Source organism: Hahella sp. NS-SX17, from assembly GCF_057367735.1.
Genome location: NZ_CM170632.1, coordinates 5,543,910 through 5,556,236 on the forward strand (window position 1 = coordinate 5,543,910; position 12,327 = coordinate 5,556,236).

At 49.2% G+C, this 12,327-nt stretch carries 12 protein-coding genes and 1 tRNA gene; 5 read left to right on the forward strand and 8 right to left on the reverse strand.

Annotated elements, in window-relative coordinates; all coding sequences use genetic code 11:
* Nucleotides 1–243: 243 nt before the first annotated feature.
* Genes AC2IBB_RS24615 through arsS form a run of 3 tightly spaced genes read right to left on the reverse strand, consistent with a single transcriptional unit; the run spans nt 244 to nt 2,553 of the window.
* On the reverse strand, nt 244–906 hold the full coding sequence (locus AC2IBB_RS24615) for a TIGR04282 family arsenosugar biosynthesis glycosyltransferase (RefSeq protein ID WP_486329359.1): 663 nt from the start codon (nt 904–906) through the stop codon (nt 244–246).
* Nucleotides 899–1,594, reverse strand: coding sequence for a TIGR04283 family arsenosugar biosynthesis glycosyltransferase (locus tag AC2IBB_RS24620; protein WP_486329360.1), 696 nt, complete (start codon nt 1,592–1,594; stop codon nt 899–901). Before AC2IBB_RS24620 ends, AC2IBB_RS24615 begins: the two co-directional genes overlap by 8 nt.
* On the reverse strand, nt 1,591–2,553 hold the full coding sequence (arsS, locus tag AC2IBB_RS24625; protein WP_486329361.1) for an arsenosugar biosynthesis radical SAM (seleno)protein ArsS: 963 nt from the start codon (nt 2,551–2,553) through the stop codon (nt 1,591–1,593). The genes AC2IBB_RS24620 and arsS overlap by 4 nt, the downstream gene beginning before the upstream one ends.
* Nucleotides 2,554–2,713: 160 nt before the next feature.
* On the opposite strand from arsS, the gene AC2IBB_RS24630 reads away from it, so the two are divergent.
* From AC2IBB_RS24630 to AC2IBB_RS24640, 3 genes are all read left to right on the forward strand, one after another.
* Nucleotides 2,714–2,790 (forward strand) — tRNA-Arg (locus AC2IBB_RS24630).
* A 964-nt stretch (nt 2,791–3,754) separates the two neighbouring features.
* On the forward strand, nt 3,755–4,627 hold the full coding sequence (locus AC2IBB_RS24635) for a hypothetical protein (protein WP_486329362.1): 873 nt from the start codon (nt 3,755–3,757) through the stop codon (nt 4,625–4,627).
* A 224-nt stretch (nt 4,628–4,851) separates the two neighbouring features.
* The gene (locus tag AC2IBB_RS24640) at nt 4,852–5,322 is read left to right on the forward strand and encodes a GNAT family N-acetyltransferase (protein WP_486329363.1); all 471 of its coding nucleotides are present in this window, start codon (nt 4,852–4,854) and stop codon (nt 5,320–5,322) included.
* A gap of 697 nt (nt 5,323–6,019) precedes the next feature.
* Here AC2IBB_RS24640 and AC2IBB_RS24645 read toward each other — a convergent pair.
* Nucleotides 6,020–6,547 carry a PEP-CTERM sorting domain-containing protein gene (locus tag AC2IBB_RS24645; RefSeq protein ID WP_486329364.1) on the reverse strand — a complete coding sequence of 176 codons (528 nt, stop codon included), beginning with the start codon at nt 6,545–6,547 and terminating at the stop codon, nt 6,020–6,022.
* A 916-nt stretch (nt 6,548–7,463) separates the two neighbouring features.
* Between AC2IBB_RS24645 and AC2IBB_RS24650 the strand changes: the two genes are divergently transcribed.
* Complete coding sequence (locus AC2IBB_RS24650; RefSeq protein ID WP_486329365.1) at nt 7,464–7,982, forward strand: GNAT family N-acetyltransferase; 519 nt, start codon at nt 7,464–7,466, stop codon at nt 7,980–7,982.
* A gap of 5 nt (nt 7,983–7,987) precedes the next feature.
* On the opposite strand, the gene AC2IBB_RS24655 is transcribed toward AC2IBB_RS24650, so the two are convergent.
* Both AC2IBB_RS24655 and AC2IBB_RS24660 read right to left on the reverse strand, forming a co-directional pair.
* Nucleotides 7,988–8,797 carry a lipase family protein gene (locus tag AC2IBB_RS24655; protein ID WP_486329366.1) on the reverse strand — a complete coding sequence of 270 codons (810 nt, stop codon included), beginning with the start codon at nt 8,795–8,797 and terminating at the stop codon, nt 7,988–7,990.
* 100 nt (nt 8,798–8,897) lie between these two features.
* Nucleotides 8,898–9,866 (reverse strand): hypothetical protein, encoded by a 969-nt coding sequence (locus AC2IBB_RS24660; protein ID WP_486329367.1) that lies wholly within the window; start codon nt 9,864–9,866, stop codon nt 8,898–8,900.
* A gap of 127 nt (nt 9,867–9,993) precedes the next feature.
* Here AC2IBB_RS24660 and AC2IBB_RS24665 point away from each other — a divergent pair, with 127 nt between their 5' ends.
* On the forward strand, nt 9,994–10,467 hold the full coding sequence (locus tag AC2IBB_RS24665; RefSeq protein WP_486329368.1) for an Lrp/AsnC family transcriptional regulator: 474 nt from the start codon (nt 9,994–9,996) through the stop codon (nt 10,465–10,467).
* 68 nt (nt 10,468–10,535) lie between these two features.
* Here the strand turns inward: AC2IBB_RS24665 and AC2IBB_RS24670 are convergent, their stop codons facing one another.
* A complete protein-coding gene (locus tag AC2IBB_RS24670; RefSeq protein WP_486329369.1) occupies nt 10,536–11,402 on the reverse strand; it encodes a CAP domain-containing protein in 867 nt (288 codons plus the stop codon).
* Nucleotides 11,403–11,511: 109 nt separating this feature from the next.
* The gene (locus AC2IBB_RS24675) at nt 11,512–12,219 is read right to left on the reverse strand and encodes a metallophosphoesterase (RefSeq protein WP_486329370.1); all 708 of its coding nucleotides are present in this window, start codon (nt 12,217–12,219) and stop codon (nt 11,512–11,514) included.
* Between the last annotated feature and the right edge of the window lie 108 nt (nt 12,220–12,327).

The following is a 12,327-nucleotide window of genomic DNA, read 5'->3' on the forward strand; positions in this document are numbered from 1 at the left end:
TGAATAATCTTCAGGCCTGTCGCCAAACACTTTGCGCATCTTGCGCTGATGCTTCGCGCCAACACGCATATATCTGCTACGTGAGCGCTTCCAGCTTCTCACTACCTATACGTTCTCAGTACTTATACATTCTCACTACTTATACATGAAATGTAGCTGTACGGGCCTTAAATTCAAGGAGGGATAGCAATTAGATTCTTTAATAATCAATCAAGTAGCAGAGTAAAAGCTATTCAGAACAGGTTAATCGACGCGGGAATGCGAGCGTTCCTCCTCTTGACGCCAGCGCAGGTAGTCAGAATAGTCATCAACATCCCAGGATACAGGTAAAAGCTGATGTCTCAGGCCAGCATCGCCTGCTCGCGCAATGGTCGCCTGCAGAACCGTCTCAACGCCCCAGGCCATATCACTGAGAGACAGCGAAGTAATATTACGCGCGCCAATCAACACATACCCACCATCTTCCGCCGGCCCGAGCACCACATCAGAATGATCCAGCGCCATCATCGCCTGGCGTAAATAGTCTGGCGTGATCACCGGGCAGTCGCTTCCCACCAATAACGTCTTTTGGGATTGCCTTAGTCCCTGCGCCAGGGCATGACTCATGCGCTCTCCCAGATCCGCGCCCTCTTGATAGCGGATCATCAGCTTCCTGGCCTGCGCCATGTGCGAGGGCTCCACCGTCGCGATCAGAAAGCGTTGCATGGCGTCGGCATCGTCCCAATGGGTGTCCCACCACAACTCTACCGGGCCAAGGTCGGATTCAAGCAAGACATTCAACGTTTTGCGCAAAAGGGCTTCATGCACATCCAGCGCCCGCGCGGCGCCCAATTCCGGAATCAAACGGGTCTTCACCAGTCCAGCGACAGGGCGCTTGGCGAACTGAATCAGGCAGCACTCAGACATTACCCAGCCTCCCATAGTAGCGACGAAACAGCTTGTCAGGGGCGACGCCAAGCCAATACTCGAAACGCAATCGCCACATTAGAAAGATAGTTTTCCACACACCACGGGTTTCCCAGCGCCGGCTGGAAGTAGTCACCCTCGCGCGAATGCAACAGGGCGGGCTCAGACGTCGCAGGCGTTTGCAGATTTCCACGTCTTCCATCAATGGAATGCGCGCATAACCGCCAAGCCGTCGAAAAACTGATCGGCGAATAAAAATCGCCTGGTCTCCCGTCGCAACCGAGGTGATGCGGGAACGCAGATTAATCAGGGTTTCCACCACGCGAAACATGAATCGCCCCCCAGACAACGTCACATCAAAGCGCCCCCAATCAGCATTGGACGCCACAAACGCAGTCAATTGTGCGATCGCGTCTTGAGGCAATTGTGTATCCGCATGCAGAAACAGCAGGACCTCTCCGCTGGCGCTCTCAGCGCCATTGTTCATCTGCGTCGCACGTCCTGGAGGACTGACAATAATCTTATCCACCCGCGGTTCAGCGAGAGACACCGTCTCGTCGCAACTGCCGCCATCAGAAAGAATAAGCTCCCACCCAGCTTCGCGCAGCGGTTGCAATACCCGCAAAAAAGCCGAAATAGATTCGGCTTCGTTCAAAGTAGGAATGATGACGCTAACGGGTATGCTCAATCCAGTGCGCCTCCGCAGCTGCTGCCCTGTCCGGCGGTGCATCCATAACAATGATCCGCTGTGGCGATACTGGAGCCTTCCAGGTTCTCGGTCATCAAGTCTCGCAGATGCACTTTGGGCCTGTCTGACGCAATCAAGGGAATATCCAGCATTTGGTTAAAGTCGCAATCGTACACATATCCCTGCCAATCCACGCTGATCAGCGTGCGGCACATCACCGAATGTAGATTATGCTCGGAATAAGATGCGTGCAGCAGTTGCATATAGTCATTGAACTGCCCCTTGGATAACAGAACACTGCCGAAGCGACTGATCGGCATGTTGGTCAGCACGAATAGCTGGTTGAATTCAATGCCATGATGCTCCAACAGTTCGCGCTTATAATCCGCCTCCAGTTTTTCCTGGGCCGGCGGCAAAAATGGACCGCCCGGGTTGTACACCAGGTTAAGCGTCAATCCGCTTCCTTCGCGCCCATAGCCTAAGGCGTTGAGTTTTTTCAACGCAGCGACACTTTCCTGATAAACCCCTTTGCCGCGCTGCTTATCCACATTCTGCTCCGCGTAACAGGGCAGCGACGCCACTATTTCAACGCCATGTTGCGCCAGAAAATCAGCCAGATCTTCCTGACCGCCTTCATGCAGAATAGTGAGATTACAGCGATCTATGACGTTCACGCCCAAAGCGCGGGCTTCCGCCACCAAAGAGCGAAAGTGAGGATTCATCTCCGGCGCCCCGCCAGTCAGATCCAGCACTTTTATATTCTTTACCTTGATGAACTCAAGCACCTCCGCAATCACCGCCTCCGTCATCATCTCCGTCCTGGTGGGTCCAGCGGCGACATGACAGTGCGTACAGCTAAGATTACATTTGTACCCCAAGTTGACCTGCAGGGTCTCCAGGGTTCCGCGAGTGACTGCGGGAAAGTTGGAAACCATCAACATCGGTCGTACATCTAACATCAGAGGCTCCTTACTACGGGGTCATTACTTATAAGAGTAATAGACAGCCGCCGCACTGGAAAGTTTCCCAACTGACGCAACGCGTTCAAGCGCCCTGCCCGCCCGGAAAATAGAGGGTTGAGAGAACGGCCCAATGCCGCTATTATTTAGCGCTCTTTACGCCCTGGTGGCACAGCTGGATAGCGCGTCCCCCTCCTAAGGGGAAGGTCGCAGGTTCGAATCCTGCCCAGGGCGCCACCCCGCCTGACTCGATACTACACCACCCCAAACCCTTTAATTCTGCGGCATTTCAGCGATTTTAACGTGTGGCTAATATTCACTCAAAAGCCCATTTTATACCGCTTTTCTACGCAGGTTTACGCCAAATTTACGCCGTAATTACGCCAAAAGTGGTGCTGGATTAGAGACCTCAGTGATCATTATCAGAGAGTGCAACGCACCAGCTATGTCGATAATATGTATAAACCGTCTATATGCACCCACAATAACTGTCAGAGATGCTCAAGAGTAGAAATAGGCAAACTACTCGCAGCCACAAATACGTAGTATTACTTAATAAAACGCCAAATTTTCCGTAACGATACGCAATTTAATCTCCGGTGAGATTATGTAATATATTTATGACTGTATCGGAGGCCGCAAAAATTGTGCGCGACAAAACCAACACTAATATCCCACATATGCCCCAAGTCCACTGAGAGCTGCGTATACAGGACACGAGCTTCCGGCTGCAACTTAATTGATAACAGCGGTCACTTCAAAAGAATCATTGACCTCTTAACCAACTATCTGTCGGCCAGGGACTCTTTCCAACTGGCGTTTTCCGTACAGCAGGCGCTTATCTTTTACGATATTCCCGCTTACATATTCAGACTGTCCATAAACAAAAAGACACGGATATTCTCTGATGGCGACTATCTTTTACTTTCCGATGTAGAAGGCATAACAGAGACGGCGTTAGAATCTCCCCATATCATTTTTCATAAGAACTACTGGATCAACGTCAACAAGCACTTCACGTTTAAGATGCTTGTGGATGCGCAAGAAAGAGAACGCTATATGGAGCCGCTTTTCCTACTGACAGAGACGATTAATTCAGTCGCCGCCTCCATACCCCGAAATGAAGCATAAAAAATCCAAAAGCAGCAGTTTTTCGTAAATAGCTTCGCCCCAGAACACTCTTAAAGTAAGGCTCAGGTTTATGCTTCACTTATTAATGCAGAGCAATAGTCCAACCTCCTTAGGCGCTTTCGCAAGATCCACCATCAATAATAAAAATCTGGCCTCTAACACCAGCAAAGTCCCAGAACTGGAGAAAAAGAACGCGGAGCTTGAGGAGTCAAACAGAGAACTATCTAATCTTTTGATGGATCAAATGCGGTCCAATAGCTCTCTGGGCAATATTATCGCTCTGTTTGAAAGGTGCAGTCATGAGAGCGCGCCATTAAACGTTGGCGCGCATATTCTAGAAGCGCTTGCTTACTATGACTTCGAATATTGCTTTCTGATCAACTGGCCAGAGCAATACTACCTTTTCTCACATGATGGTTTTATTACTGACCTGCAGGCGAAAATAATCACTCACTTGACGCTACAGAAAGACAGAATCATCCGATTTAATAATAAGACTCTCATCAACTATCCTTATTTCGCCATCTGCTTGACCTTGTTAGACGATAACAAGTTGGATGACCTGACTCGCCTGGCGCAGGTATGCGACTATATTATTGAAAATCTGGCGAAGAGTAGCCGCGAGAAAGTCGTCAAACGCCGTCTGAGTCAAAAAGCGTTGTCCGACACCATCACGCTTTTAGACAACATCATGGAGATAGAGAACACATGCAACACCTGCACAATGGACTGCTTTTCGGATTTCAGGTGGACCATTCAAAGCACGATTATAGGCATGGACCTAGCCCCTGAAGATGAAGAAAGAATTACCCATGTCCTGGAGCAACTCCTTGAGCAGTTTGAACAGAGACAGGTTTCAACCAGGACAATAGACAAATATCTTCGTCGAGCTAAATGCAACCTGCTACATCTCGACGCCGAAGACAAACTGGGAAAAGGCTAATTCCGACTTACTCTCTACGCTAAACATCAGAACCACTACCTGAGCCTATTGTTCGCCACTCAAGATAACCGATAGCGGCAGATACAAAGTAAAGCTACACAGAAGCACAGATCATATGCGCACTTAGTAGCGCGCCTTTCCTACAGATCTTTACCGTTTTATAAGCATTTGATAAATATAAATAAAGACAGTATCTTCCGTTCTCGTTAAATGGAGTTATGTCTATGTCAAAGTTATCCCGCCAATACAGTCCAACGCAACCACTCTGGCGTGTTGAAGCCGATGAATATCCAGAAATTGTCGAGGTCTGGGAATCCTCAGTGAGAGCCACCCATAACTTTTTATCCGAAGAAGATATTCAATTCTTCAAGCCGCTAATACTCAATGAATACCTGAAGGCGGTAAACCTGAGATGCGCCAAAAATGCGGATGGAAAAATACTAGGTTTTGTCGGTGTCGCGGATGAAAATATCGAGATGCTGTTCGTCGCTGCTGAAGCTCGCGGAACAGGCGTAGGAGGACGCTTATTACGACATGTGATTAACGAGCTGCAAGCCGTCAAGGTCGATGTAAATGAACAAAACCCACAGGCTGTGGGCTTTTATGAACGCTTCGGCTTTAGCATTGTCGGACGCTCGCCCATCGATGGAATGGGTAAGCCTTTTCCTTTGTTGCATATGGAGCTTTCGCCCTAAAACAAATCAGCCCAAACGCATATTACTTGATAAAGTAGAATAGCTCATTTTGCTCGTTATAAGAGACATATGACGCATAGGGCCATTTATCAAATTTAACCGTCGAGTATTGATAGAGAGCCGCGCCACCAGTGTTATTGCCTGAGTTCAACGGATTAATATTCACACAACAACGCGACAATCCGAATATTTAGGAGAATAATCTCAGACAGTTCGATTTCTCTTTTTAGTCGCTCCGGACGCAGGCGCAATGGCATATTTGACAGCCATTCGAGCAACATCCCATTTCTGCTCACATTGCGAGCACAAGTCAAAGCTTCCACATGGTTTTGTTAAAGACTCTTTTCCACACCCCTCGCATTTTTCCGGAGTTCTTCGGACTAATGCATAAACGCCTAAAAACAATATTAACAACAGAAACATAGCGATAGTGAGCATACTGTCTCCCGGATTACTGCCTGCGCTTTCGACAACTGAGCCATCCAATTACGCTTTACTCGGTTCCGGTCCCTTACTTCAAAGTGTAGGACAAAAAACAGCCAGCAAATACAATTTTTGTTAAAGGTGAGGGAAAACTCAGAGGGGGAGACTAGTTAAGGCGCCGCCACAGTAGTCAACTGTTAGAACTATCAAAAAAACGGGAAATCTTATAATGAAAAAAAGGGGCTTACAAAGTAGCCCCTTCTTCGAAAAACGTTTAGCTTTGTCTTTTCCTACGGCGTATCACCGCCATTGATACAAGGCCAAACCCTAACAAGCCTACCAAAGAAGGCTCATCAACGAATATGTAATAGCCTTTGTCTCTGTACAGCTTTGCTTCTTCATACTGGTCAGGTGTACATTCAGGTTTGTCGCTGCCCGGCTCGGGCATCGGCGCACAGCTATCATCATGAAACAACAGTTCAGAGAAGACAGATGTTACCCGGATCATCCCCAAGCCATCCGTGCTGTCTAAATAATCAGAAAGCAAGTCTCTGATTTCAAAGGAGTAATGATATATTCCATTCTCTTTCAGGCTATCCCAAGGACTGGGAAACTGTAGAGGAGACGGATCGTCCAGCAGGTTTTTCCACGTTCCATCCCGGGACAAATAATCAAAGCTGAAAGCTGTTTCATAAATAAAGGCGTCTTTGCCATCAGGTAAGTCGTCAATGACTATGTCGTAGTCCAAAGTAACGCTGGTCGATTCCGGCCAGGGCATACCCCATTGGTTCTTAATATCCACATACGACGCCGAGGCGTTCAACGATAGTACTGAGAGTAATGTCAAAAGAGCAGATTTCATAGTATCTGTCATCCGTGTTGTGTTTTTATAAAAAGCGCACTTGGCTAAAATAACGACAGCTTTAAGGCGTCCATTTCGAGCAACCGGATTCCCTATCAATCGGCTTTTTACCAACTAACTTCAAATCAAATTGGCAAAAATAGCGCCATTCTGTCCAATTTTCTTCAATACCCGCAAATTACAACTTTGCTGTCAGGGGTGCTATTTCAAACGAATACCTGTTTCCTGTCAACGAGTTAAATTGCATATAAAATACAATTAAAGCATGCATTTTCGGACTAGGAACTTCGGCATATCCAATGCTAAATAAAAGCTACAAAGAGTTATGTAGATATTTCCCGAAAGCATAAAGCCATCGCAGAGCCGGGTTGTCGTCGAGCCCTTTCAGGTCGCCCTTGGAGGCATAAAATATAAATATATTTAACAAAGCTCTGATCGGAAAATCTTTCTCTTCAGCTATAAAAATAAAGATGTAAACACATCTTTTTCCAAGTAAAGCGAGAATGAATTACCAAAAGCGTCATTCTTGATTTTTACGCTTCTAACTAGCCAAAGAATTGGGCCTGAGTAAACAGCTAAACTTGTTATAACCAACAACTATAAAAATAACGCAGGATATAACATCCCACAATAATCCCACTCCTCAATATCAGGAGGAGTCCACACCATCCTACTCCTAATCAGCGTCTCTGGTATGACGCATATCCAAGGCCAAGCCTCGACCCCGACTATATAGCCTCAAATCACCAGCACCGAATATCCACCAAAATCTATAAAAACGCCTTGATTTCATTCCATTTTTTCGCAAAATCGCCTTTAATAGCGCCCTTTTTCTAACGAGACGCCTGCTGCGACAATGATTGAAACTTCGAGATTGATTCTGCGCCCGATTGAACCCACGGACTTGCCGTTCTTTAAAAGCGTCCTTTCCTGCCCTGTTTCTACTCGTTTCCTGCCTAACGAGGGGCCTTACTCTCCAAAGCAGATTGCAAGCTATGTCCGCAACCGGGTGGCGCATTGGCAGCGCGGGTTCGGCTCTTTCCTGATCATCTGCAAAAGCAGTACGGAATACGTCGGCTATGTGGGTGTAGAGGAGAGCCCTGTTCCCGGCTTCTTCGACCTGCGTTACGGCGTCGCAACTGCCTATTCCGGAAATGGATTCGCCAAAGAAGCGGCTATTGCCTGTATTGAGTACGCACTGAGCCGGGAAGAATTTGATCAGGTATATGGCGTGTCGAAAGAAGATAATCTGGCTTCGGTGGCCATACTGCAAAAACTCGGTATGACGCCCGCCCCGCATGTCCGCCTTTACGATGCGGACGGCCTTTTGACCTTCGTCATCAGCGCCGCCCGCTTCTACGAACTGTACGACTGAAGGCGCTAATCCGACTGCGGCTTGTCGGGGTGGTTCAGCGCATAGCTGTAGCAGTCTGAGGCGCTGTGATTGCCCGCCAGCGAGCCGTATTGGGCCGTGAAATCCACAGGGATTCCGACATGCTCATAGAGATCGCGAACCAGCACGCCTGGAGGCACTTCGGGAACCAGATCCGTGGTATTAACGATACGATAAGTGGGCGCGCCGCACTGGTTGTAAGCATTCACAAACTCAGGGTCGCCCACACGAGGACTGGCCAGATTGTAATGCCGCACATTTAAGTCGCCAGGCTTATAGGCAGAGTGATTGATAATGTCAGGCGTCGCCAATGTTGAAAGAGAAGAGCCAAGGCTATGTCCGCCGATCAGCAGACTCTTGGGATTACTTACCTGCTGTAAGGCTTCCAAAATAGCCTGGTTCATCGTGCCGTAGAGCTTAAGAAAGCCGTCATGCGCCTTGCCGTAGCCAAATACTTGAGGATAGGGGCTCTGCCCGGCTTCGGCGTCGTCAATCCAATCGTCCAAAGACTCCGTGCCGCGAAACATCAGATAGACATCTCCCGCATCCGTCCAAGAGACAAAAGCGAAAGGCTCTGTGGTTTTGAATATCCACAACATGGTCTCCGCTCCCCAGATAGGCTGGCTGTAAAACATCGCCGGGCCTTTTGGGGTCCACTTGAAATGATCTTTGTGGGGCTTTTTCTGATCCACCCACTGGTCGTACATGTCGTAGGCGGTATTCACCAGAGTGGCGCAAAGGCGCGCGTCTTCCATATGGAAGGGCGCGGGAGGGAAATACATAGGGATCGCGCTCATTCGTATTCTCCTGTGCTCCTTGGAAACAAAAGCCGGCGTATGCTGACGCCGGCTATTGATTGAGCATAGACCAGAATACGACGAACGATATGCGGACAAGCTAAGCAGACGCTTCCTGCAAACGCCGGTTCAATGCCGGCAGCCGCGCCAGAACGCCGATCACAACCAATGCAAATAACAGTCGCCCCCATAATATTGCGGACATATCCGCACCAAGCAGCATAATTACCAGCGTGTCCTCAATCAGGCTGTGGCAGAGCCCCAGGAATCCAATGGTTAGAAAAACATCCCGACGTGTGAGACGCCCTGAGCGGGCTTCTTCTATCAATAGTCCTGCGCCAAAACTTAATCCCAGCGTAACGCCGATGACAGTCACATTCGCCGCTTCACGCCCTATCCCCAGCACGCGAAGCACAGGAAACAGCAATGCGTGCATCCACTTTTCCACGCCTAACCAGCGAAGTATGCGCAAAAAGGTAAGGAGTATGACAATGATGAAAAATATGCCCACCAGGGTTTTGACCTGCGCCACCCACCACATATCCCCCGGCCCTTCATCAGGCCGCCACAAAAGTTGTGCAGGTTGCTGCAATAGATCGGTCGTACTGTAGAAAAGGTGCAACAAGACTCCAAGCGCCAACCCTCCACCGACGCGAATCGCCAGCGTAGCGCGCCAACTGACGCCCGCGCTCTTCGCGACAGCGCCCTCCACGGGTAAAGCATGCCCTACCAACATCATGGCTCCCAGTACGGATACCTGAGCCACTGACAAAGGATCTTGCACTGTGATGTTCACCAGCAACGCCATCCCCGTATAAATATTGGTGAGCAGCACCGTAGACCAGACTACCCCCATCGATTCCGGCAACCCTACCAGACTCATGACGGGGGAAAGCACCCAGGCTAACAGTTGAGTTCCTCCGGCCATGTCCAGCAATTTCACCGCCACTAAGGCCGGAACCGTCACTTTGATCAGCGTCCAATAGACTTTGAATATACTTTTCGCCAGTTCGACAGATTCCTGCTTTAAACCCGTGAACCAGGGGCTGCCAGATTGTGAGGCGGACATGACATTTCCCTTGAAGTGCATTAAGGCCTGCTATTTTAAAAGTTAGGCGTTTAATTATTTCTTCTGTTTATCAATTTTCTTTTCATATAATTTGTTTGTTTTCCAATTTTCAAAATTTTATTAATCCATGACCCTAGACCGTATTGATAAAAAAATCCTCTCGCAGTTACAGAGCGACTGTAGTCTTACCAATCTCGATTTGGCGGAAAGCGTTGGACTTTCGCCACCCGCCTGTCTCAAGCGGGTAAAAAAACTAAAAGTGGAAGGCTATATTCAGAAACAGGTGGCGATTCTTGACCCGGATGCTTTCGGCGCTTGCCTGCATATGGTGGTTGAGGTAGTGATGGAGCGAGATCGTCTGGATTTGTACCAACAATTCCTCAAACGGGCGACCGCCGCCAGGGAGGTTAAGCAATGCTATCAGGTCACCGGGGAAGTAGATTTCGTACTGGTCGTGACGGTCCCCAATATGGCCGCCTACGATAAGTTCTGCAATGAAGTGCTGTATGCGGAGCCTAACATGCGCAAATTCCGCACGCTGATCTCCATGCAGCGGCATAAGTTCGATACTACGTTGAACCTGGACGCTATCTCCTCCTGAAGCATCGTAATTACCGATAAAGACCGCAGCGGCGGCTGCGGTCTGTTTAGTATGAGAACTAGACAGCGCTATTGCGCGCCAAACACGGAGGTCCAATAGTGCGGATAATCTGCAGTTGATGTGCTGATTTTTTCAGCCCCAAGCTCGGTATAGCTGCTCCTCATAATATTGGCGCAATGCCCTGGGCTTTTCAGCCATCCGTCCATGACCTGCTGGACAGAGGAGTATCCGGCAGCGATATTCTCGCCCACCGTGCGGTATTCGTAGCCTTGCGCTCTCACTCGGTCACCTACGCTGGAGCCGTCAGAACCCGTATGACTGAAGAAGTTATTGTCCACCATGTCTTTGGTGTGTTTGGTGGCGGCCTTGCCGAGTTTACAATTCCAGGCCAAAGCCGGCGCCGCGTCGTAATAGACTCCGCCGCAACTGCGCCCCTGACTACGGGCTTTATTGTGAGCGGTCAACAGCTCAAGTTGCACATCCGACGGCCCCTCGCCGCCGTCCGCACACTTCGGATCAGGGTCGGGGTCAGGATCGCCGCCGCTATCTGGCACATAGGTCGCTTTCAAAGAAAGGTCCGAGTAATTGTCATAGGCGTGCAGCATGATGTGGTAGGTTCCCTGCTCCGGCGGCTTGAATGTGCAGGTCTCTTTGTTGCCCCACTCATAAGGTCTGCAGTCGAAGTCCGATTTGCCGGGCTCGCGTTTGAAAGCCACATAGAGGTCGGCGTCGCCTTGTCCACCCCAGATCTCCACAACCAGACTGAGTGATTTTTCTGCGACATCAATGGTGTAGCTCGCTTCGCCGCCTCTATCGCCAGAGAGTTTGGCGAGGGTTTCGCCATTTTTAAGGACATCAGCAAGAACAACTGGCGGAGCGCCGAGTAGAAGAATCAGAATCGTAGCGGTGAATACTAAATACAGTCTGTTTTTCATATGCAAATTCCTTTTTTGCTTATTACGCTCATGCGAGCGGCTGCTATAGCCGCAAAAACAAGTTTAGCTCAAAAAACAAACAGATTTAATGAAGGGCCAATAGCGAAAGCTAGACGGGAACCTTACCACGCGCCGCAACCGCCAACACTTCCATTGCTGACAGCAGGGTTAACTGACCGCCTTTCCAGAGGGTGTCTATGTATAGTTGATTGCCAGCCAGCAACATACCGGTATGGGAGTTATGGCCTGACACCACCGCGTCGATATTTTTGATGGGCTCCGCCAGCGCAGGATTGGTCAGCGCTGACGCAAAACGCGTTCGGCTCCATACGCACTCGTCAATATCGCCGCGTTTCGCCGACGCCATGAGCGACCAATCGCCATTGATCACATCATTGTGAGTGACGCCGATCAGTCGGTCGCCTTTGCCGGGAATTTCTATCGCCAGCGGACAAGAGCGCTGCAGCAGATGCGCCCATTCCGTCAGTTGATCTGTATCGTGATTATCCAGCCATTCGCCGCCATTGCCCCGCTGCAGACTGAGATCATACCTATCGTCATACACAAAAGCGCCGATCATCATCCATTCATGATTACCCAGACAGGCGTGAAACCAGGGTTCATGCAGCAGCTCAATGCAGCGCTCGTTTTCTTCGCCGCGGTCGATCAAATCGCCAACGCTGATAAGACGATCTTTATCGAATTTGAAATCTATCGCCTCCAGGGCTTTCATCAGTTCACTGTAGTGACCGTGAATATCTCCCACAAAGAAATCTATACCAGCAGTATTTGGGGGAAGACGTTTAAAAAGTTCCATGCACATCCTTAAGCTGACAACCAGTCCTTATTTTAGGCTTCTGCAGTCAGGGTTTCTAACATTTATGCGAATTAAGGCGTTTTAGCGGTATATGACGGCGTTAACGCC